Origin of the sequence: Pseudoalteromonas sp. SG45-5 (genome assembly GCF_014164085.1) — a bacterium.
In the GTDB taxonomy this organism is placed as follows: Bacteria; Pseudomonadota; Gammaproteobacteria; order Enterobacterales; family Alteromonadaceae; genus Pseudoalteromonas; species Pseudoalteromonas aliena.
On the sequence record NZ_JACJEM010000050.1, the window covers coordinates 14,404 to 34,687 of the forward strand.

Sequence of the window (20,284 nt, forward strand, 5' to 3'; positions counted from 1 at the left end):
AGCTATCTGACAATTTCATAACTTTCGTTCGATAAATACGCTGCTCTTGGCAAATATGATCATCAAAAAATCATCATAACCGGATATAGAGGAATCAAAATAACTAAACTACAATAGCAAAACTTTTGATTCTAAAACAAAAAACCCAGCATAAGCTGGGTTTTTGAATTCTTGATAACGTATAGATTAACGTTTTGAGAACTGTGGACGCTTACGCGCTTTCTTAAGACCCACTTTCTTACGTTCAACTTTACGTGCATCACGAGTAACGAAACCTGCTTTACGAAGTTGTGGACGTAGTGACTCGTCAAACTCCATAAGTGCACGAGTGATACCGTGACGGATAGCACCAGCTTGACCAGTTGTACCACCACCAGCAACGGTGATGTAAAGATCAAATTTTTCAGTCATATCAACTAGCTCAAGAGCTTGATGAACAACCATGCGTGCTGTTTCGCGACCAAAATACTCTTCAAGAGAGCGTTTGTTGATTACGATGTTACCAGTGCCTGGGCGTAAGAATACGCGAGCACTTGAACTTTTACGACGACCTGTACCGTAGTATTGATTTGCCATGATGGTGCTCCTTAAATGTCTAGAACCTGAGGCTGTTGTGCAGCATGGTTGTGCTCAGTACCTGTGTAAACTTTAAGTTTACGGTACATAGCGCGGCCTAAAGGACCACGTGGCAACATGCCCTTAACAGCCTTCTCGATGATCATTTCAGGCTTTGCAGCTTGAAGTTTATCAAAAGTAGTAGACTTAAGACCACCTGGAAAACCAGAGTGTGAATAGTACACTTTGTTTTTGAATTTGTTACCAGTTACAGTAACTTTTTCAGCGTTGATAACGATGATATAATCACCAGTATCTACGTGCGGTGTATATTCAGCTTTGTGCTTACCGCGTAGGCGATGAGCGATTTCAGTAGCGATGCGACCTAAAGTTTTACCTTCAGCGTCAACTACGTACCAGTCACGTTTTACTGTTTCTGGTTTAGCAACAAACGTTTTCATTTATAAAAATCCAATGTTTTTCAATTAAAACCACAAGTAGTTAATATTAACTACTGCTCTAAGTTTGCTATAACCCCTTCGAGTTTTAGACTTTTGCGCCGCTCACAAGTGGCTAGACTATATGAAGGCATAGAACGCAACGTGGCAGACGCGGGAGTATACCAGCACTTAAACGACATTGCTACCGGCCGCCTGTTTTTTCCACAAAATATTTAACTCAGATAACTTTATTACTTTTTGCTTTATACCAAATGCTCTTTTGCTAAATATTCTAAAGATTGCATTTCCTGTAAGCGGCTAATACAACGCTTAAATTCAAAGTTGAGATTACCCTGCGTATAAAGGTCGGTGATTGGTTGCTCTGCTGAAATAATTAAGGTTACATGACGCTCGTAAAACTCATCTACTAATGCAATAAAACGCCTTGCTGCATCATCGTTTGTTTGTCCAAGCTGTTTTACGTTAGATATAATCACCGTGTTATATAAACGACTAATTTCCATGTAATCGACTTGGCTACGCGCGGTTTCGCACAATTCACTAAATTCGAACATCACCACACATTTAGCCACTTTGCGGGTTTTAATTAAACGCCCTTCTATTTCTATAGACTCGTTTAATTGCCCAGGTTCTGGTGAAAGCTTATCGAAGTAGTCAAATAGATTTTTATCGGCTTGCTCATCAAGCGGGCTATGAAAAATTTCGGCTTGCTCAAGTGTCCGCAATCGATAGTCAATGCCAGAGTCTACATTAACTATGTCAGTATTAAGTTTAACTAACTCGATTGCTGGCACAAAACGCGCTCGCTGCAGGCCATTTCGATAAAGCTCATCCGGCACTATGTTCGATGTAGCAACAAGTACAATACCGCGCGCAAATAGCGCCTCCATTAAGCCGCCTAACAACATGGCATCGGTAATATCTTGAACAAAAAACTCATCAAAGCAAATGATGTCTGTTTCTGCTTTAAAAACATCCGCTATTTTCTCTAATGGATTTGCGGTGTTATTTAGCTTTTTAAGCTCATCGTGTACGCGGTGCATAAAACGATGAAAATGCACGCGCATTTTACGTGTACCTGGTAAGGATTCATAAAATGTGTCAACTAAATACGTTTTACCACGCCCAACTCCCCCCCAAAAGTACAATCCTTTTATAGGTGCAGGCTCATTTTTACTAAATAACTTAGCAAAAAAGCCTTTTGATTTTGGCGCTGCCTGAGTTAAGTCATCGTATAAACGTTGTAAATGACGCACCGCATTTTCTTGTGCTGCGTCATGTACAAAGTCATCTCGCTTTAAGTCTTGTTGATATGTTTGCCAAGGAGTCATATGTATTTACAGTCAAAACGCAGTTTAATTTGAAAAGCATATTAACACGCATCATAACTCGGGGTATATTACCCTTAGTATGATTCGTAATTGAATCGGCATTTATTAGTTATTTTCCCAAGGGGTAGAATTATGGGTACAGTTACGTGGATAGGTTTAATTGTCATTACTGCTGTGGTGGCATTTTTTATTGGTGCATTTATTACTAAAAAGCAATTCAAGCAAGATGAGTTAAAAGAACAAGCAGTACAAGCTCAAAATGCGCTTGAGCAATATCGTCAAGATGTAGCAGATCATTTAGCGAATACAGGTAAGCTCGTAAATAAAATGAAAGAGAACTATGATCAACTACTTAGCCATGTTGAGGCAACTAATCAATTGCTGCTAGAGGACAGAAACCAACAACCAGCCGAACCTTTTTTCTCTAAAGAAACAACGGAGCAGTTGCAAGCGTCTTTAAAGGAACGTCAATCGGATCGTTCATCAGCTAAAGCACAACCTGCTGACTACGTATCAGGTGAATCAGGCTTATTTGCTGGCCAAAATAAAGTTTCAGAACATTCTAAAGCATCTTGATGAACTTTTTTTTGACCCCATAGTCTTTAGATATAACAGCTTTGTTGTTTTATTTTAATAAACCGAAAAGGGCTGCTGTAAAGTAGCCCTTTTTGTTTTGCTTTATCTTAAGTGGAGTTACCCCTGACTATGAAAATGAAATTATCACTTATCAGCGCAGCTATCTTATCTACAAGTTTATTAATAAGCCCTGCCGCATCTTACGCAAAAATGCCAATTGCAGTAAATGGTCAACAACTTCCCACTCTCGCACCTATGTTAGAACAAATATCTCCAGGTGTTGTGAGCATTCAAGTATCGGGTTCTAAAGAAGTACGTCGTCGTGCAGATCCGCTTGAATACTTTTTTGGACAGCAACAGCCCCGAAGCCAGAAACGCCAGTTTAGTGGTTTGGGATCAGGTGTAATTATTAATGCAGACGAAGGTTATGTAGTTACAAATAATCATGTTATTCAAGATGCCGAAAAAATGGTTGTCACTTTAGAAGATGGCCGTGAATTTGAAGCGACTAAAATAGGCACAGATAAAGAGTCTGACATTGCGCTTTTGCAAATCGATGCTGATGACTTAACAGAAATAAAGCTCGCTAACTCAGATAAATTACGTGTTGGTGACTTTGCGGTCGCTATCGGTAATCCATTTGGCCTTAGCCATACAGTAACATCGGGTATTGTGAGTGCGCTTGGTCGCAGCGGTTTAAACATTGAAGGCTATGAAGACTTTATTCAAACCGATGCAGCTATTAACCAAGGTAACTCTGGTGGCGCTTTAGTTAACTTAAATGGTGAATTAATAGGGATTAATACGGCTATTTTAGGTGCTTCAGGCGGTAATGTAGGGATTGGTTTTGCTATCCCTTCTAATATGATGAAAAATCTTGTTGATCAAATAATTGAACACGGTGAAGTGCGTCGAGGCTCATTAGGTATTTCTGGCCGCCCACTTGATGCTGGCCTTGCTAAAGCGCAGCAACTTGACGTAAAACAGGGTGCTTACGTTATGCAAGTAATGGACGACACAGCTGCAAGCAAAGCAGGCATTAAAGCCGGCGATGTTATTGTTAGTATTAACGATAGTGATATTAGCGGTTTTCACGAACTGCGCAGTAAAATTGCCACATTGGGCGAAGGCCGTGAGATCAAACTTGGTATATACCGCGATGGAAAAATTAAAACGGTTAAAGTAACCCTTGATGGCGCATCGGGTATTACTGCAACCGGCGAAGAGCTGCATCCTGCTTTTCAAGGTGCCGAACTCGAGAACGTACAAAAAAATAGTAATAAAGGTGTTGAGGTTAGAACGGTAGACCCTCGCTCTCCTTCTGCGCGTGTTGGTCTTGAAGAAGGCGATATTATTATGCAAGTAAACCGCCAACGTGTAGAGACAATTCGCGACATGAATAAGATTATCGACAACACTAAAGGCAATATAGTGCTAGGCGTTAAACGCGGGCGCGAGTCGATTTTTATTCTAATTCAGTAATAACACAACACAACTAACGTAATAAAAAATAACAGCGGCACTTGCCGCTGTTATTTTTTTTGTGTCATCATAAAGAGATTGCTCACTTACATAATAAGAAACTCGTGCTGAAATTAATAAAATTTATTCTCCCCCCTTTATTTGCAGGCCTTAGTATTGCTTTTTTAGTGGTTTTTTTCAGCCCCAATATGCGAGCCGCTTTATTGCCTAATGTGCCTTTACCCAGCGCTATGAGCGCCAGTCACCTGAGTTTTTCGGATGCTGTAAAGCGCGCAGCCCCTTCTGTGGTCACTATTTTTTCTGAGAGTATTTCTAAAGAGCCACGTTATAAACGCAAAAACACGGTGCAAGAACTCGGCTCTGGCGTAATCATGTCGCAAAATGGCTATATTCTCACCAATTACCATGTAGTTAATAATGCAGACCAAATCATGGTAATTTTAACCGATGGCAGACGCTTTTTTGATGTACAACTTATTGGGTTTGATACTATTACCGATTTGGCGCTCCTTAAAATAAATGCAGAGCACCTACCTATCATCCCTATAAATGATGACTACATATCCAGTGTCGGCGATGTTGTACTTGCTATTGGCAACCCGCTCAATTTAGGACAAACAATTACCCAAGGCATTATTAGCGCAACAGGCAAGCAAAAAATTACGGATAGCCCTTATAATAATTTATTGCAAATGGATGCGGCGATTAATGTGGGCAACTCAGGTGGCGCACTCGTCAACTCTAATGGTGACTTAGTCGGGATTACTTCTGCTCAATTTAAAACGCGTGAGAACCTTAATATTCAAGGAATATTTTTTGCTGTTCCCTACACGTTAGCAAAAGAAGTAATGAGTAAATTAATCCGCCATGGTCGAGTTGTACGCGGTTATTTAGGCTTTGAAGGCACTGCCGTTGATAGCACTGGCAAAGAGGTTAACGATAGCCTTACACCGGTGTCTGGAATGCGTATCACTAACTTAGACCCTTTAGGTCCGGCTTGGCAGGCTGGAATTGAAGAGCAAGACATTGTTATTAAAATTGCAGGGCTTTCTGTGGCTAACCCACAAAAGGTACTAAAAGAAATCGGTAATACAGAGCCTGGTAAAGAAATAGAATTTGAACTTTACCGCAATGGTAAAATAGAAAAGATCATGGTTACAGTCGCTGAGCTTGAGACAAAGCTATAACACGATTGTATTCGCTTAGAAAATAAAAAAGCGCGGATAAAACCGCGCTTTTGCTTTAAAAACAGTGATTAACTGCTTCTACGTTTAATATTTGCACCTAGCGCACTTAGTTTGTCCTCAATACGCTGATAACCTCTATCAACATGATAAATACGATCTACAACCGTTTCACCTTGCGCCACTATTCCCGTTAAAATTAAGCTTGCTGAGGCACGTAAATCGGTAGCCATAACTTGTGCACCCGTTAGACTTTGCGTATCACCACAAATAGCGGTATTACCCTCAAGACGGATGTTTGCTCCCATTCGTTGCAGCTCTGGTACATGCATAAAACGGTTTTCGAAAATAGTTTCGGTTATGGTTGCACTGCCATTTGCCACTACATTTAAAGCAGTAAACTGGGCTTGCATATCAGTTGGAAAACCTGGATGCGGTGCTGTTTTAATATTAACAGCTTTAAGTTCGCGACCACGCATATCTAGGTAAATACTATTCTCATGAACCTCAAGAAGCGCATTCGTTGCTCGTAATTTTTCAATTACAGGTTCAAGGGAGTGAAAGTCGGTATTTTTACAGAGTACTTCACCACCAGCCATTGCTGCAGCAACTAAAAACGTACCTGTTTCAATTCTGTCAGGCAAAATGCGATGCTCACATCCAGCTAAACGTTCAACGCCTTCGACCTCAATACGACTAGTACCTGCACCCGTAATTTTAGCGCCCATAGCAATCAGGCAATTAGCTAAATCGATTATTTCAGGCTCACGTGCGGCGTTATCAAGCACCGTTTTACCATCAGCAAGTGCGGCGGCCATCAGTAAGTTTTCGGTAGCACCTACGCTTACCATTTCCATAAAGATTTCAGCGCCTTTCAAACGCCCATTTACCTTGGCATTAATATAGCCATTTTCAACGTTTATGTGCGCGCCCATGCGCTCTAAACCTTGAATATGAATATCTACAGGACGAGCACCAATAGCACAACCACCAGGTAAAGACACTTGAGCTTCACCAAACCTTGCAACTAAAGGGCCTAAGGCAAGTACAGATGCGCGCATTTGTTTAACTAAATCGTATGGCGCTAATGTTTTATCAACCGTAGCACCATCAATAATGAGTGTATCACCTTGCCAAATAACATCAGCGCCTAAAGTTTTTAATAGCGCTTCGGTAGTAACAATATCGCGAAGACGTGGCACATTGGTAAATGTACTTTTACCATCAGCCAATAGTGAAGCAAATAAGATAGGAAGTGCGGCATTTTTAGCGCCAGAAATAGTCACCTCACCAGCAAGTGAAGTGCCACCTTGAATTACAAATTGATCCATTAGGAGGCCCTATTTATTGCGGTAAAATAAATTTTTGTTCACGCTTCCACTCTACAGGAGTAAATGCACGAATAGATACTGCGTGAATTGTACCATCGGAGATGGTACTCATTAGTGGACCATAAACTAGCTGCTGCTTTTTAACTCGGCTTAAACCGTCGAAGCATTCGCCTACTGCAACAACTTCATAATGACTACCATTGGCTTTTACATGCACTTCAGCTAATTGAAGTTCTTCGCGTAATAATGTTTCGACTTGGCTAGTTTCCATAACTCTCACTCAAATAGGGTTGTAACTTGACCCAATTGCATTAAATTTTGCAATTGCTCAGGTAAATTTTGCAACTCAAGGCGAATGCCTTGCTGCTTTAATTCTGCAAAAGAGTGAATTAACCAAGCTAAGCCCGCCGTGTCAACCCTAGATACCCCACTTAGGTCAAAATAGATGATTTTATGCTTAGTTAATAGCTTATTGTTCAGAAGCCGTTCATCGCCAATTGAATTTCGAGTAAGCTCACCGCTTACCCGAAAGTGTTGTTCATCAACATGGCTTATCGCCAATTTAGTCATTTGCACCATTACCTCTAAACTGAACCGGTAGCTGACTCTTTTGCTCTAAAAGGTTACTTACATTGTCGATACCTTGCTGGCGCAAAATACCTTGTAGTTCACTTTGTTTCGCATCTAATAAACTAATACCTTCAGCAATCATATCGTACGCACGCCATTCACCGCCACGATCTTCTCGTACCTTAAAGTCAATTTTGATATCTGGTTTACCATCTTCAATGATTTTAGTTTTAACAACAACGACATCTTTACCTTTAAATGCTTGCTCAGCACCAAACTCAACTTTTTGATTTGTGTACTGTGTAAATACACCCGCATACGTTGCAACTAAGTACTCTCTAAATACAACAATAAAGCGTTGGATATCTTTAATTGCCTGTGCTTTTTCGGCTTCATCCGTTATCGCACGCACTTTAGATACTTCACTACCTAATACGCGAAGTGCAGCGTATTTATAATCTATGTAAGGCATCAATTCTTCTTCAACAATAACGCGAAGATGCTCACTATCTTTAATGATTAGTGGTTGATCCTTTTTTATTCTTGCAAATGTATTATCGGCAACTTGGCGAACCATTTTATTAGGATTGACGAGCTTAACATCAGCTGCATTTATACTTTGCGCAAACGTCATTGTACCTAGTGCTATAATAGCTAAAAACTTTTTCAACATAATAATTACTCACTACCTTGGTTGAATAAAAACTGCCCAATTAACTCTTCAAGTACGATGGCAGACTTAGTATCCGTGATTGAATCGCCGTCACCTAGCGCTTTACTTTCTACACCAAATAAATCGTCAATTGCTTGGTCTTGCTTGTTTTCGGTTACTGTTTCGCCTAAACAACGTTGTTCTGCAGAATTTGGCGAAATCACTGGGTGGAGACCTAAGTACTGCTCACCCAAAATCCCCGATGTTAAAATAGAAATTGAACTCGTATCTGAAAAACGACATAAATACTGTGCATCAATAGTCATATTAACGACTGGTAAAAATTCTTGTGGATGAACATAAATAGAGTCAACTCGACCAATAACAACGCCCCCGACTTTAACTGGGGCACGTGCTTTTAATGAGCCTATATTTTCAAACTTGGCATTTAGCGAATATGTTTCGCCTGTGCCACTAATACCTGAATTGGCAACTTTAAGCGCAAGCATCGCAAACGCTAAAATTCCTAACGCTACAAAAAAACCAACTAAAATTTCTAATTTCCGTGAATTCATTATCTATACCCTATTAGCTGGTAAACATTACCGCTGTCAAAATAAAGTCAAAACCTAAAACTGCCAATGACGAATGTACAACCGTTTCGGTGGTTGCTTTACTGATCCCTTCAGAGGTCGGTACACAGTCATAACCTTTATAAAGTGCAATCCAGGTCACCACAATGGCAAATACAATGCTTTTAATTATGCCGTTTAATATATCTTGTTGAAACGACACTTGTGATTGCATGATTGACCAAAAACTCCCAGTATCAACTCCTAGCCAATCAACGCCCACTAAATGAGCGCCTATAATAGCCACAGCTGAAAATATCAATGCAAGCAATGGCATACTAATAAAGCCCGCCCAAAAGCGCGGTGCAATTATGCGTTTTAGTGGATCAATTGCCATCATTTCGAGTGATGATAACTGCTCTGTTGCTTTCATTAAGCCAATTTCAGCAGTCAGCGCGCTGCCTGCTCGTCCAGCAAATAGTAATGCAGTAACAACTGGGCCTAGCTCTCGTAATAAACTCAGCGCAACTAACGGCCCCAAGCTATCTTCAGCGCCATACCCCACTAATACGGTGTAACCTTGCAACGCCAACACCATGCCAATAAACAACCCCGACACCATAATAATGAGCAGCGATTGCGATCCCACCATGTAAAGTTGGCGAATAAGTAGCGGAGTGCCTTTTTTAAAATTAGGTACATGCGCTAACGCACTAAACAGCATATAAGCAGAACGACCCAGGGCCGCAAAACGCCCTAGCGTTTTATGTCCTAGCTTTTGAAATAAATCAAACATTATGCTTTTTCTCCAAGTAGCTCATCTGCATAAGCTTGGGCTGGGAAATGAAATGGTACAGGACCATCCGACAAGCCTTTTAAAAACTGCTGGACTAAAGGAGATTCATGATTGCGCATCTCATCAGGAGTACCACAACCAATTACACCTTGATCAGCAATAATAATAACGTGATCCGCAATACTCATTACCTCGGTAACGTCATGGGTCACAATTAAAGACGATAGTCCCAATACTTCATTAAGTGATTTAATTAACTTAACTAAAACCCCCATTGAAATTGGGTCTTGGCCAGCAAATGGCTCATCGTACATTATTAGCTCTGGATCAAGTGCTATAGAACGAGCAAGTGCAGCACGTCTTGCCATACCACCCGACAACTCTGATGGCATTAAATCTTTAGCACCACGTAAGCCAACAGCTTGCAATTTCATTAGCACCACTAAGCGAATAAGATCTTCGCTTAACTTAGTATGCTCTCTTATCGGAAACGCGATATTGTCAAATACCGACATGTCGGTAAACAACGCACCACTTTGAAAAAGCATACTCATTTTAGTACGCGCTTCGTATAGCTCTTTGCGAGACATTTTAGGAATGCTACCGCCTTCAAATAAAATATCACCCGAATCTGGCTTAAGCTGACCACCAATTAAACGTAACATCGTGGTTTTGCCAATTCCGCTTGGCCCCATAATCGCAGTGATTTTACCTTTAGGTACACTAAAACTCATATTTTTATATATGGTTCTATTGCCTCTCGAAAAGCTAACATCCTTGACTTCTACTATTGATTGCGACAAGTCGCTCTCCATAAAATGTTCACTAGTGCAGCTATTTTAAAGCTTTTTGATCCAAGATGGAAAAAACAATTCGTAAGATTTTGTAATACACATGTGAAAAGGATTATAAGACTCACTCAAAACAGCTTAACCTCAGCTTAAATAGCTAAGTAAGCTGTTTTAAAGCACCATAGGTATACAGTTGACCTTACTCTTTTATTTATACTTTCATCTTGGCTTTTGTTACTATTCGCGCCATTACTATTTTGAATAACTGGCTTAACACAATGGTTACCTCGTTTGTTATTTTAATTCTTGGTTTTGCAGCTCTAGTTTGGAGTGCAGACAGGTTTGTTTTTGGTGCAGCAGCGCTTGCAAAAAACTTTGGGGTTCCAACTCTCATTGTTGGTTTGACTGTGGTAGCGATGGGTTCATCAGCTCCAGAAATGATGGTTTCAGCTTCGGCAGCACTTGCAGGTAAAACGGATACTGCGGTAGGCAATGCCATTGGTTCAAATATAACAAACATATTACTCGTGTTAGGTATAACTGCATTATTTCGTCCGCTTTCAGTATCATCTGGTACATTAAAACGAGAAATACCACTGGTACTTCTCGTATCGTTAGCTAGCTGGTATATTTTTTCTGACAACTACTTTTCATTAGTCGAAGGCGTAGCCTTGTTAATTGGCTTCATTGTCTTTATTGGCGGATTAATTATTGTATCTATGCGTGCAAAAAATCAAGACGACCCATTTGTATCAGAAGCCTGTGATGATGTGCCTAGCAATGTACCAACAAAAAATGCTGTATTTTGGTTAGTCATTGGCATGATATTACTCCCTGTCAGCTCATATTTTTTAATTGGTTCTGCTGTCGACATTGCTAAGTTTTTCGGTCTAAGTGACCTAGTAATTGGCCTAACTATCATTGCCATTGGCACCAGTTTACCAGAGCTTGCAGCCTCCATTGCAGGTGTGCTTAAAAACGAAGATGACTTAGCGCTGGGTAATATTGTTGGCTCAAATATTTTTAATATTTTGGCGGTGTTACCACTGGCTGGTATTATCAACCCATCAATCATTGACCCCTCTGTAGCAAGTCGTGACATACTAATAATGATTGGTGCAACAATTGCGCTTATTGTTATGTCATTGAACTTTAGAGGCACACAACGCATCAATAGAGTAGAAGGTAGCCTATTGTTAATCGCATTTTTGGGCTATCAAGGATATATTTTCAGTCAAGTAGGGTAAATAATGGCAGCGCTAAACTTTATTGAACAAGGCCTTCGCGTTTTAAACATAGAGCGCCAAGCACTGAGTGATATTGCACAATATGTAGATGAAAACTTTCATCAAGCTTGTCAATTAATATACGATTGTAAAGGTCGCACTATTGTTATTGGCATGGGTAAATCTGGTCATATTGGCAATAAAATAGCAGCTACACTAGCCAGTACTGGTAGTCCCGCTTTTTTTGTACACCCTGGTGAAGCAAGCCACGGGGACTTAGGAATGATCACTAAAAATGACGTGGTGATGCTTCTTTCCAACTCAGGTGAGACTAGCGAAGTTTTAAATATTATTCCCGTGTTAAAACGCCTTGGCGCAAAAATGATAGCGATGACGGGCAATGAAAAATCAACCATGGCAACACTTGCAAACGTACACGTATGCATAAAAGTAGAACAAGAAGCCTGCCCGTTGGGCCTTGCACCAACAGCAAGTACCACAGCAACACTTGCAATGGGCGATGCAATAGCTGTCGCCCTTTTAGAAGCGCGTGGATTTACTGCCGATGACTTTGCACTTTCACACCCAGGTGGCAGCTTGGGCAAACGCTTACTACTTACTTTGAAAGATGTTATGCACGGCGGCGCAAACACGCCTATTATTAATATTTCACAAACAGTAAAAGACGCACTGATTGAAATGTCGGCTAAAGGTTTAGGAATGACTTCTATTGTTGATGAAAACCAACAGTTAACGGGACTATTTACTGATGGCGATTTACGTCGTATTTTAGAGCAACGAGTTGATATTCATACCACGCAAATTAGCGAAGTAATGACTAAATCATGTACGACCGCAAACCAAGACATGCTGGCTGCCGAAGCACTTAATATTATGGAACATAAACGTATTAATGGTTTAATTATTGTCAATGAGCAAAACCAGCCTATCGGTGCACTAAATATGCAAGACTTATTGAAAGCAGGAGTATTATAAATGCAATTTGAAGAACTCTATCAACCGCTAAGCGATGATGCTAAAGCACGTGCTAAAAAAGTAAAATTGCTTATTTGCGATATTGATGGTGTATTTTCTGATGGGCGCATTTACTTAGGCAACCAAGGTGAAGAACTAAAAGCATTTAATACTAAAGATGGATTTGGTATAAAAGCGCTCATTAATAGCGGCTTTAACGTTGCGGTTATTACTGGACGTCACTCGCAAATTGTACAAAACCGTATGAGTAGCTTGACCATACAACACATCTACCAAGGTCAAGAAAATAAACTCGTTGCTTATGAAGAACTAAAACATAAACTTGATCTAACGGATGAACAAATTGCTTATATTGGTGATGATGGTCCTGACATGCCAGTGATGGAATTAGTCGGTTTTGCAGTCGCTGTTAACGATGCTCACCCGCTAATTAAGCGCCTGTCACACTACACCACACAAATGCCTGGCGGCTTCGGTGCAGTAAGAGAGCTTACAGACTTATTAATGCTAGAAAATGGGCACCCACTGACCACACAAGGTACAAGTTCATGAATATAGCGCGCATAATATTAAGCGTTTTATTCATCAGCTGTATGGTTTGGCTTTGGTACCCTTATTTTACGCAAACAAACATTACTACACAGAGCACATCTGAGGTTATAGCTGAGCCTGATTATACTGCAATAGAACTAAAACAAACTGCGTATGATGAGCAGGGCAAAATAAGTCACAAAGTGACAGCTGCCAAAATGGAGTTATATCAACAATTAGGTTTTACCTTTTTTGAAAAACCTATTTTTACTTTATATAACGAAAAACAGGCTTGGCGCATAAATGCTGATGAAGCAACCCTGTACGAAGGCAAACAATTAGTTTTAGAAGGTAATGTTGTCGCTAAAAATCTAACAGATAAAGCAATGATAGAAAAAATCAATGCCGATAATATTCAAGTAGATATAAAGCTACTGACAATGCGCTCAGAGCAACCTGTAGTTGTAACTGGACCTAATTTAAAGATCACTGGTAAAGGCCTTGAAGCCGATCTTAAAACCGAAGTGATAAAACTTATTAACCATACGCGAACCATATATTATGACCAATAAATTTTCAAAAATACTTATTATCCCAACGTTTTTATTAGCATTTAACAGTAATGCAGCAGAGCAGTCGACTCAACCGGCTGCCAACCAAATCTCAATAAGTGCCGATAAACAAGAAGGTCAATTAAAAGCCAATGTGGGTATTTTCGAGAAAAATGTAGAAATTATTCACGGAAATCGCCGCATTACCGCCGACCGCTTAGAAGTACACAAACGCGAAGAGCTCGGTGATAATAAGCAGCTATTAATTGCCACAGGCAGTCCGGCACATTTTGAAGAAAAACAACCCGACGGCACGACTATGAGCGCCAGTGCTGATGAAGTGCGTTACGATGTATCTAAGCGTTTTTTAACGCTTGTTGGTAATGCGCAAGTATCGCAAGCTGGGCAAAAAATAAATGCAAAAAGTATTACTTACGACATAGAACAGCAATTAATTAGCGCTGAAAAAGATGAAAATTCAACGGATCGCGTTCACACAATTTTAGTGCCTATTGAAGCTAAAAAAAGTAAAACAAGCGATAAAGGCCAACCATGAGCACATTAAAAGCAGAACTATTAGCCAAAAGCTATAAAGGCCGAGAAGTTGTAAAAAACGTCGGCCTTGAAGTTAAAGCTGGCAGTATTGTTGGCTTACTTGGCCCAAACGGCGCTGGTAAAACCACCACGTTTTATATGATTGTGGGCTTAGTACCTAGCGATAAAGGAAAAATATCTATCGACGATAACGATATTACTCTTTTACCTATGCACAGTCGTGCTAGATTAGGCATAGGCTACTTACCACAAGAGTCTTCAATTTTTAGAAAGCTAACTGTTTATCAAAACTTAATGGCAATTTTAGAAACACGTAAAGAACTTAAGAAGCAGCAAAGAGAAGATACGCTAAATAATTTATTAGACGAATTTAATATTCAACATATCCGTGACAGCCAAGGTATGGCGTTATCGGGTGGTGAACGTCGCCGCGTAGAGATAGCCCGTGCATTAGCGGCTAATCCCAAGTTTATATTATTAGATGAACCGTTTGCGGGCGTTGACCCAATCTCTGTACTTGATATAAAAAAAATCATAGAACATCTCAAAAATCGTGGGATTGGTGTGTTAATTACCGATCATAACGTAAGAGAAACCCTTGATGTTTGCGAAAAAGCCTACATTGTTTCTCATGGGGAGCTGATTGCATCAGGTACTCCAGAACACGTATTAAATGACAAAACAGTACGCGATGTTTACTTAGGCGAGCAATTTAGGCTGTAACATTTACGCCATGTCTTTAAGCATCTGCTAGTATTAATTATAACAACATAAAAGGATTGTTAGAGATACATGAGGCAATCACTACAGCTGCGCATGGGCCAGCAACTTACAATGACTCCACAATTGCAACAAGCTATTCGTTTGTTGCAACTCAGTACATTGGATCTCCAGCAAGAAATACAAGAAGCGCTCGACAGCAACCCACTTTTAGAGGTTGAGGAACAAGACTATTCTGAAGACGCTGCAGGTAAAAATGAACAAAAAGCAGACACCGATGATATAACTGTTAGCGCATCTGCCGACGATGCTCCAAGCGAATACGAACAAGACAGCGGCGAAGCACTTGCTAAAGATACGGTAAGTGACGACATGGCGATGGATGTTAGCTGGGACGAGTACATGAGTGCAGCTCCAGCCTCTTCATCAGGTCCAATGCCTGAAGACGAGTCTATATACCAAGGTGCATCAACGGAAACGCTCCACGAGTATTTAATGTGGCAACTTCAACTAACGCCATTTAGCCCTACTGATGAAGCGATTGCGATTGCTATTGTGGAAGCCGTAGATGATTCAGGCATTTTAACACTAAGTTGTGAAGAGATTCTCGAAAGCTTCAACCAAGAAAACGAAGATGATAATGAAGTTGAACTTGATGAAATAGAAGCTGTTTTAAAACGCATTCAATTATTTGATCCGGTCGGTATAGCAGCGCGTAGTTTACAAGAGTGTTTGTGCATTCAACTTAATCAGTTTGATAAAGAAACACCCTATATTAATGAAACAAAAATGATTTTAACCGAGCACATAGACTTATTAGCAGCTCGCGACTATCGTACATTAATGAAAAAAACGAAGCTCAAAGAGGAAGAGCTTAAAGAAGTAATGACACTTATTCATACGCTAAACCCAAAGCCTGCAGATACGATTGTTAGGGAAGAGTCTGAGTATGTAATTCCTGATGTGTCAGTGAAAAAAATTAAAGGCCGCTGGGTTGTTGAACTAAATCCAGATAGCATGCCAAAAATTCGCGTAAACAGCCAATATGCTGCGATGTCTCGCACTGTTAAATCAAGCGGTGATAGCCAGTTTATACGCTCGCATTTACAAGAAGCTAAATGGTTTATTAAAAGCTTAGAAAGCAGAAACGATACATTATTAAAAGTAACTAACTGTATTGTTAAGCAGCAGCAAGGCTTTTTTGAACATGGTCCTGAGGCCATGAAACCTATGGTTTTAAATGATGTTGCTGAAATGGTGGAAATGCACGAATCAACTATTTCGCGTGTAACCACTCAAAAGTATATGCATACACCTCGGGGGATATTTGAGCTTAAATACTTTTTCTCAAGTCATGTAAGTACCGAAAATGGCGGTGAATGCTCATCTACAGCAATACGTGCACTTATCAGAAAATTAATCGCTGCAGAAAACTCAGCAAAACCATTGAGTGATAGCAAAATAGCGGATATATTGGCTGAGCAAGGAATTAAAGTAGCGAGACGTACAATCGCAAAATATCGCGAATCTCTGGCTATTCCACCGTCAAATCAGCGAAAAAGTCTGATTTAAGACGCAAACAAAGAGGGTAATGCTTATGCAACTAAACTTAACTGGTCGTCACGTAGAATTAACTGATTCACTAAGAGACTATATAAATACCAAATTTGCGAAGCTAGAAAGACACTCTGATCATATTAATAATGTTCATGTCATTCTTGATGTAGAAAAACTAAGCCAAAAAGCAGAAGCAACAATACATGTAAGTGGTGCTGAGTTATTTGCCTCAACTGAGCATCAAGACATGTACGCTGCCATCGATTCGCTGATTGATAAGCTCGATCGCCAAGTAATTAAACACAAAGAGAAGCTTGCTCGACACTAATATGATGAAATTAAGCTCACTTATATGCCAGGACTGCAGCAAAGCTGCGGTCCTTTTTAATAGCAAAAAAAGAATTTTAGAGCTTATCAGCGAACTTGCTCACGATAAGCTTCCGTACCTTTCTCAACAAGATATTCTTAGCGCTTTACTAAGTAGAGAAAAGCTAGGCAGTACTGGTATAGGTAGAGGCATAGCGATCCCTCACGGGCGCATGAGCGGTGCACAAGAGCCCTTAGCCTTAGTACTCGTTAGTGAAACACCTATTAGCTTTGATGCAATTGATAATCGTCCCGTTGATATTTTTGTTGCACTCATCGTACCAGATGGTGATAACCAGCAGCACTTAAAGACTCTGGCAACCATTGCTGATAAACTTAACGACAAAGAATTTTGTAAGCAATTGCGCAGTGCAAAAACGGATACCGAACTGTATCAAGTTATTGTTAAGCAATCGTGATTAATATAAAGGGTGATAAATGGAGTTAATTATCATAAGTGGCCGATCGGGTTCTGGAAAGTCGGTTGCTTTACGCGTTGTTGAAGACTTAGGTTATTATTGCGTAGATAACATTCCGTTAAATCTGTTACCTTCTTTGGTACGCAGCGTTTCTGATAACTACGATAAAATCGCAGTGAGCATTGATGTACGAAACCTTCCTAAGGAACAAGAACAGTTTAATGATATTCTTGAATACTTACCCGGTTTTGCAAAGCCTACCTTATTTTATTTAGACAGCGAAGATCAAACACTGATAAAACGTTTCTCTGAAACACGCCGCTTACATCCCCTATCGGTTGACTCACTGCCGCTTGATTTGGCAATCAAAAAAGAAAAAGAATTACTTGATGTGCTAACCACTCGAGCCGATTATATGATTGACACAAGTGACTTAAGTGTCCATCAACTTGCTGAATCTATTCGTGAAAAAATATTAGGAAAAAAAGACAAGCAGCTTATTGTCACGTTTGAATCGTTTGGTTTTAAACACGGCATCCCTAAAGAAGCAGATTATGTATTTGATGCACGCTTCTTGCCAAACCCTCACTGGGAGCCTGAGTTAAAACCGTTAAATGGCTTAGATCAACCTGTTAAAGATTATTTAGCGAGTCATAGCATAGTGCAAAAGTTCACATGGCAAATTCAAACTTTTGTACAAACATGGTTACCCCATTTAGAACGAAATAACCGCAGTTACCTAACGATTGCTATTGGCTGTACTGGTGGGCAACATCGCTCAGTGTATTTAGCACAAACAATTGGTGAAAGCTTTGCGATGACACACCCCAATGTAAAAATTCGCCACCGAGAGCAAGAGAAATAATTCTCACATAAAATAATAACCAGTTCAGCTTAGGTAGGGTAACGTATGCGCTTAGAAGATACCTTTTTAATACAAAACAAATTAGGGCTACATGCTAGAGCTGCAACTGTATTAGCTCAATTGGCCGTAAAGTTTGACGCTTCGATAACCTTGTTCCAAGATGAAAAAGAAGCGGCGGGTGATAGCGTACTCGCATTAATGCTACTTGAAAGCAGCCAAGGTAAAGAAGTTAAGGTAGTATGTGAAGGCCCTGATGCAGAGCAAGCCTTGGGCGCCGTTGGTCAACTAATATCACAGCGATTTAACGAACAAGAATAGTCAGTAATAAATACTTAAAAAGTAAAATTAAATTAGCTAACCTGAACTCTGGTTAAGAGATTTACTAACGTATTGAATCAGGTGATATTTAAATTTATTTTCTCTAGCCAGAGATTTTCAGTGAAAACAAGGCGAATTTACGCGTCAATAGCGGGCCTATTGCAAGTAAATTCAACGCAGTTAGCACTGAAAATAGCTGCTTGAGATAGATTTATTATCCAGAGTTCAGGTTAGTTAACCTCTCCTACCAAAGTAGTATTAAAATTAATTAAGGATGCCAATGCCCGAAGCTTTTGAACAAGACTATCCACTACAACAACTAAAACAAGTGACTAAGTCGCTTAACAGTGGTCAATTTGTTCAAGTTAGGCGCATGTTAGCAAAAACAGCTCCTTGTGATACTGCATTATTATTAGAATCATCACCGCATAAAATTCGCCGACTCCTTTGGCAATTAGTTGACCCTGATGTACAAGGTGATGTACTTGAAGAGTTATCTGAAGATGTTCGTTTAGGCATTATTGCCCAAATGGAACCTAAGCATATTGCGGCCGCAACTGAAGATATGGGCCACGATGACTTAGGTGAAGTACTCCGTAGCCTGCCAGACACCGTTTATAAAGACGTTGTTAGCGCAATGGACATTCAAGACCGTGAGCGTGCAACACAAGCACTTTCGTATCAAGAGCGCTCCGCTGGTGCGCTAATGAATACCGATACGGTGACCATTCGCCCTGACGTTACGCTCGATGTTGTACTTAGATATATTAGGCTACGCGGAGAGCTACCAGAAGGCACCGACGACCTCTATGTTGTTGATAAACATAACTGCTTTATAGGCGCTTTATCGCTCAGTACATTATTGACTAACCCACCCGAAAAAATTGTTCGCGATTTGATGGATGAAGATTGTGAGTCAATTCCAATTTCAATGGATGAAAGTGAAGTTGCACAACTCTTTGAGCGCCATAATTGGATATCAGCCCCTGTTGTTGATGACAACGCTCAGCTACTTGGTCGTGTCACTATCGATGATATTGTTGACGTAATCCGAGAAGATGCCGAGCATAGTTTACTCAGTTTAGCGGGTCTTGATGATGAAGAAGACACCTTTGCGCCTGTTTTAAAAAGCTCGAAAAAGCGCTCAGTTTGGTTAGGAGTTAACTTATTAACTGCACTTGCAGCAGCCTTTGTAGCTAGCTTTTTTGAAGGTACTTTGGATGTATTACCAATTTTAGCGGTACTTAACGGCATTGTCCCTTCTATGGGTGGTGTTGCAGGTAGTCAATCATTAACGCTTGTTATTCGTGGTATTGCTGTCGGCCACATAAATCAAACTAACCAACGATTTTTGATGATGAAAGAGCTTGCCATTGGCGCGCTAAACGGCATTTTGTGGTCACTGTTAATAGCGGGTGTTATTGCCATATGGCAATGGGACTTTATGCTGGGTGGCGTACTCGCCTTTGCGATGTTTATGAACTTAGTGGTGGCTGGAGTTGCTGGTGCTAGTATTCCAATAATTCTTAAACGAATGAATATAGACCCAGCGCTTGCAGGGAGTGTGGTACTCACTACTGTTACAGACATCGTTGGTATATTCGCCTTTTTAGGTACAGCCACTTGGCTGTTAATTTAGCTTTTTAAAACTTGGAACCTGAATTCGGGTATTTAAAAAAAGCGGGAAGTTAAATTTAACTTCCCGCTTTTTTATAGCTAGTTGTTCTAAATAAAAAATTTTAACAACATTATAGCAGACATTGATCAGACCAATTTCAAAAATTTCGATTTAATTTAAACGCTTAATTCTCTTTAATTTGATAAAATAACATCTCAACTTTGAGGTGTATATGAATCTAAAAATCAAACGGTTAGACCA

At 40.1% G+C, this 20,284-nt stretch carries 25 protein-coding genes; 15 read left to right on the forward strand and 10 right to left on the reverse strand.

All coding sequences use genetic code 11. The features are described from left to right. Positions 1 to 186: 186 nt before the first annotated feature. The 3 genes from rpsI to zapE all read right to left on the reverse strand — a co-directional run bounded on the left by rpsI (position 187) and on the right by zapE (position 2,347). Positions 187 to 579, reverse strand: a complete 393-nt coding sequence (rpsI, locus tag H5119_RS15460; RefSeq protein ID WP_024599268.1) for a 30S ribosomal protein S9 — start codon at positions 577 to 579, stop codon at positions 187 to 189. Positions 580 to 587: 8 nt separating this feature from the next. Next, the gene (rplM, locus tag H5119_RS15465) at positions 588 to 1,016 is read right to left on the reverse strand and encodes a 50S ribosomal protein L13 (RefSeq protein WP_077536001.1); all 429 of its coding nucleotides are present in this window, start codon (positions 1,014 to 1,016) and stop codon (positions 588 to 590) included. A gap of 242 nt (positions 1,017 to 1,258) precedes the next feature. Then, complete coding sequence (gene zapE, locus H5119_RS15470) at positions 1,259 to 2,347, reverse strand: cell division protein ZapE (RefSeq protein ID WP_182702876.1); 1,089 nt, start codon at positions 2,345 to 2,347, stop codon at positions 1,259 to 1,261. A gap of 132 nt (positions 2,348 to 2,479) precedes the next feature. Between zapE and H5119_RS15475 the strand changes: the two genes are divergently transcribed. The 3 genes from H5119_RS15475 to H5119_RS15485 all read left to right on the forward strand — a co-directional run bounded on the left by H5119_RS15475 (position 2,480) and on the right by H5119_RS15485 (position 5,592). Further along, complete coding sequence (locus tag H5119_RS15475; protein ID WP_077536003.1) at positions 2,480 to 2,923, forward strand: YhcB family protein; 444 nt, start codon at positions 2,480 to 2,482, stop codon at positions 2,921 to 2,923. 129 nt (positions 2,924 to 3,052) lie between these two features. Further along, positions 3,053 to 4,405 (forward strand): Do family serine endopeptidase, encoded by a 1,353-nt coding sequence (locus tag H5119_RS15480; protein WP_138584691.1) that lies wholly within the window; start codon positions 3,053 to 3,055, stop codon positions 4,403 to 4,405. A 104-nt stretch (positions 4,406 to 4,509) separates the two neighbouring features. Next, complete coding sequence (locus tag H5119_RS15485) at positions 4,510 to 5,592, forward strand: trypsin-like peptidase domain-containing protein (protein ID WP_077536005.1); 1,083 nt, start codon at positions 4,510 to 4,512, stop codon at positions 5,590 to 5,592. Positions 5,593 to 5,660: 68 nt separating this feature from the next. Here H5119_RS15485 and murA read toward each other — a convergent pair whose 3' ends face one another. Genes murA through H5119_RS15520 form a run of 7 tightly spaced genes read right to left on the reverse strand, consistent with a single transcriptional unit; the run spans position 5,661 to position 10,325 of the window. Further along, the gene (gene murA / locus H5119_RS15490; protein WP_182702877.1) at positions 5,661 to 6,920 is read right to left on the reverse strand and encodes a UDP-N-acetylglucosamine 1-carboxyvinyltransferase; all 1,260 of its coding nucleotides are present in this window, start codon (positions 6,918 to 6,920) and stop codon (positions 5,661 to 5,663) included. 13 nt (positions 6,921 to 6,933) lie between these two features. After that, positions 6,934 to 7,191 (reverse strand): BolA family protein, encoded by a 258-nt coding sequence (locus tag H5119_RS15495; protein WP_077536007.1) that lies wholly within the window; start codon positions 7,189 to 7,191, stop codon positions 6,934 to 6,936. A gap of 5 nt (positions 7,192 to 7,196) precedes the next feature. Further along, positions 7,197 to 7,490: a lipid asymmetry maintenance protein MlaB gene (locus tag H5119_RS15500; protein WP_077536008.1), complete on the reverse strand. Its 294-nt coding sequence runs from the start codon at positions 7,488 to 7,490 to the stop codon at positions 7,197 to 7,199. Next, a complete protein-coding gene (locus H5119_RS15505; protein WP_138584694.1) occupies positions 7,483 to 8,163 on the reverse strand; it encodes a phospholipid-binding protein MlaC in 681 nt (226 codons plus the stop codon). The genes H5119_RS15500 and H5119_RS15505 overlap by 8 nt, the downstream gene beginning before the upstream one ends. 5 nt (positions 8,164 to 8,168) lie before the next feature. Next, positions 8,169 to 8,717, reverse strand: coding sequence for an outer membrane lipid asymmetry maintenance protein MlaD (gene mlaD, locus H5119_RS15510; RefSeq protein ID WP_077536010.1), 549 nt, complete (start codon positions 8,715 to 8,717; stop codon positions 8,169 to 8,171). Positions 8,718 to 8,730: 13 nt separating this feature from the next. Then, positions 8,731 to 9,510, reverse strand: coding sequence for a lipid asymmetry maintenance ABC transporter permease subunit MlaE (gene mlaE / locus H5119_RS15515; protein WP_077536011.1), 780 nt, complete (start codon positions 9,508 to 9,510; stop codon positions 8,731 to 8,733). After that, a complete protein-coding gene (locus H5119_RS15520; RefSeq protein WP_182702878.1) occupies positions 9,510 to 10,325 on the reverse strand; it encodes an ATP-binding cassette domain-containing protein in 816 nt (271 codons plus the stop codon). The genes mlaE and H5119_RS15520 overlap by 1 nt, the downstream gene beginning before the upstream one ends. 254 nt (positions 10,326 to 10,579) lie before the next feature. Here H5119_RS15520 and H5119_RS15525 point away from each other — a divergent pair, with 254 nt between their 5' ends. From H5119_RS15525 to mgtE, 12 genes are all read left to right on the forward strand, one after another. Then, positions 10,580 to 11,548, forward strand: a complete 969-nt coding sequence (locus H5119_RS15525) for a calcium/sodium antiporter (protein WP_077536013.1) — start codon at positions 10,580 to 10,582, stop codon at positions 11,546 to 11,548. A gap of 3 nt (positions 11,549 to 11,551) precedes the next feature. Further along, a complete protein-coding gene (locus tag H5119_RS15530) occupies positions 11,552 to 12,523 on the forward strand; it encodes a KpsF/GutQ family sugar-phosphate isomerase (protein WP_182702879.1) in 972 nt (323 codons plus the stop codon). Then, positions 12,524 to 13,075: a 3-deoxy-manno-octulosonate-8-phosphatase KdsC gene (kdsC, locus tag H5119_RS15535; protein WP_077536015.1), complete on the forward strand. Its 552-nt coding sequence runs from the start codon at positions 12,524 to 12,526 to the stop codon at positions 13,073 to 13,075. It begins immediately after the preceding gene. After that, complete coding sequence (lptC, locus tag H5119_RS15540) at positions 13,072 to 13,626, forward strand: LPS export ABC transporter periplasmic protein LptC (RefSeq protein ID WP_182702880.1); 555 nt, start codon at positions 13,072 to 13,074, stop codon at positions 13,624 to 13,626. The genes kdsC and lptC overlap by 4 nt, the downstream gene beginning before the upstream one ends. Then, on the forward strand, positions 13,616 to 14,161 hold the full coding sequence (gene lptA, locus H5119_RS15545; protein WP_182702881.1) for a lipopolysaccharide transport periplasmic protein LptA: 546 nt from the start codon (positions 13,616 to 13,618) through the stop codon (positions 14,159 to 14,161). Before lptC ends, lptA begins: the two co-directional genes overlap by 11 nt. Then, positions 14,158 to 14,883 carry an LPS export ABC transporter ATP-binding protein gene (gene lptB, locus H5119_RS15550; protein ID WP_138584697.1) on the forward strand — a complete coding sequence of 242 codons (726 nt, stop codon included), beginning with the start codon at positions 14,158 to 14,160 and terminating at the stop codon, positions 14,881 to 14,883. The genes lptA and lptB overlap by 4 nt, the downstream gene beginning before the upstream one ends. 69 nt (positions 14,884 to 14,952) lie before the next feature. Continuing rightward, positions 14,953 to 16,452 (forward strand): RNA polymerase factor sigma-54, encoded by a 1,500-nt coding sequence (locus H5119_RS15555; protein WP_077536019.1) that lies wholly within the window; start codon positions 14,953 to 14,955, stop codon positions 16,450 to 16,452. 25 nt (positions 16,453 to 16,477) lie between these two features. Continuing rightward, positions 16,478 to 16,765, forward strand: a complete 288-nt coding sequence (hpf, locus tag H5119_RS15560; protein ID WP_077536020.1) for a ribosome hibernation promoting factor — start codon at positions 16,478 to 16,480, stop codon at positions 16,763 to 16,765. A gap of 4 nt (positions 16,766 to 16,769) precedes the next feature. Then, positions 16,770 to 17,222 (forward strand): PTS IIA-like nitrogen regulatory protein PtsN, encoded by a 453-nt coding sequence (ptsN, locus tag H5119_RS15565; RefSeq protein ID WP_182702883.1) that lies wholly within the window; start codon positions 16,770 to 16,772, stop codon positions 17,220 to 17,222. 19 nt (positions 17,223 to 17,241) lie between these two features. Beyond that, positions 17,242 to 18,087, forward strand: coding sequence for an RNase adapter RapZ (rapZ, locus tag H5119_RS15570; protein ID WP_077536021.1), 846 nt, complete (start codon positions 17,242 to 17,244; stop codon positions 18,085 to 18,087). A 45-nt stretch (positions 18,088 to 18,132) separates the two neighbouring features. Then, positions 18,133 to 18,405, forward strand: coding sequence for an HPr family phosphocarrier protein (locus tag H5119_RS15575; RefSeq protein WP_077536022.1), 273 nt, complete (start codon positions 18,133 to 18,135; stop codon positions 18,403 to 18,405). Positions 18,406 to 18,685: 280 nt separating this feature from the next. Continuing rightward, positions 18,686 to 20,044, forward strand: coding sequence for a magnesium transporter (gene mgtE / locus H5119_RS15580; protein ID WP_182702882.1), 1,359 nt, complete (start codon positions 18,686 to 18,688; stop codon positions 20,042 to 20,044). Positions 20,045 to 20,284: the final 240 nt, after the last annotated feature.

Coding starts and splice junctions, on each gene's coding strand:
- rapZ (WP_077536021.1), top strand. CDS start 17,242: ATGGAGTTAATTATCATAAGTGGCCGATCGGGTTCTGGAAAGTCGGTT.
- H5119_RS15555 (WP_077536019.1), top strand. CDS start 14,953: ATGAGGCAATCACTACAGCTGCGCATGGGCCAGCAACTTACAATGACT.
- mlaE (WP_077536011.1), bottom strand. CDS start 9,510: ATGTTTGATTTATTTCAAAAGCTAGGACATAAAACGCTAGGGCGTTTT.
- H5119_RS15480 (WP_138584691.1), top strand. CDS start 3,053: ATGAAAATGAAATTATCACTTATCAGCGCAGCTATCTTATCTACAAGT.
- H5119_RS15500 (WP_077536008.1), bottom strand. CDS start 7,490: ATGACTAAATTGGCGATAAGCCATGTTGATGAACAACACTTTCGGGTA.
- lptB (WP_138584697.1), top strand. CDS start 14,158: ATGAGCACATTAAAAGCAGAACTATTAGCCAAAAGCTATAAAGGCCGA.
- rplM (WP_077536001.1), bottom strand. CDS start 1,016: ATGAAAACGTTTGTTGCTAAACCAGAAACAGTAAAACGTGACTGGTAC.
- mgtE (WP_182702882.1), top strand. CDS start 18,686: ATGCCCGAAGCTTTTGAACAAGACTATCCACTACAACAACTAAAACAA.
- ptsN (WP_182702883.1), top strand. CDS start 16,770: ATGAAATTAAGCTCACTTATATGCCAGGACTGCAGCAAAGCTGCGGTC.
- H5119_RS15505 (WP_138584694.1), bottom strand. CDS start 8,163: ATGTTGAAAAAGTTTTTAGCTATTATAGCACTAGGTACAATGACGTTT.
- mlaD (WP_077536010.1), bottom strand. CDS start 8,717: ATGAATTCACGGAAATTAGAAATTTTAGTTGGTTTTTTTGTAGCGTTA.
- hpf (WP_077536020.1), top strand. CDS start 16,478: ATGCAACTAAACTTAACTGGTCGTCACGTAGAATTAACTGATTCACTA.
- H5119_RS15475 (WP_077536003.1), top strand. CDS start 2,480: ATGGGTACAGTTACGTGGATAGGTTTAATTGTCATTACTGCTGTGGTG.
- lptC (WP_182702880.1), top strand. CDS start 13,072: ATGAATATAGCGCGCATAATATTAAGCGTTTTATTCATCAGCTGTATG.
- kdsC (WP_077536015.1), top strand. CDS start 12,524: ATGCAATTTGAAGAACTCTATCAACCGCTAAGCGATGATGCTAAAGCA.
- zapE (WP_182702876.1), bottom strand. CDS start 2,347: ATGACTCCTTGGCAAACATATCAACAAGACTTAAAGCGAGATGACTTT.
- lptA (WP_182702881.1), top strand. CDS start 13,616: ATGACCAATAAATTTTCAAAAATACTTATTATCCCAACGTTTTTATTA.
- H5119_RS15575 (WP_077536022.1), top strand. CDS start 18,133: ATGCGCTTAGAAGATACCTTTTTAATACAAAACAAATTAGGGCTACAT.
- H5119_RS15530 (WP_182702879.1), top strand. CDS start 11,552: ATGGCAGCGCTAAACTTTATTGAACAAGGCCTTCGCGTTTTAAACATA.
- H5119_RS15495 (WP_077536007.1), bottom strand. CDS start 7,191: ATGGAAACTAGCCAAGTCGAAACATTATTACGCGAAGAACTTCAATTA.
- H5119_RS15525 (WP_077536013.1), top strand. CDS start 10,580: ATGGTTACCTCGTTTGTTATTTTAATTCTTGGTTTTGCAGCTCTAGTT.
- H5119_RS15520 (WP_182702878.1), bottom strand. CDS start 10,325: ATGGAGAGCGACTTGTCGCAATCAATAGTAGAAGTCAAGGATGTTAGC.
- murA (WP_182702877.1), bottom strand. CDS start 6,920: ATGGATCAATTTGTAATTCAAGGTGGCACTTCACTTGCTGGTGAGGTG.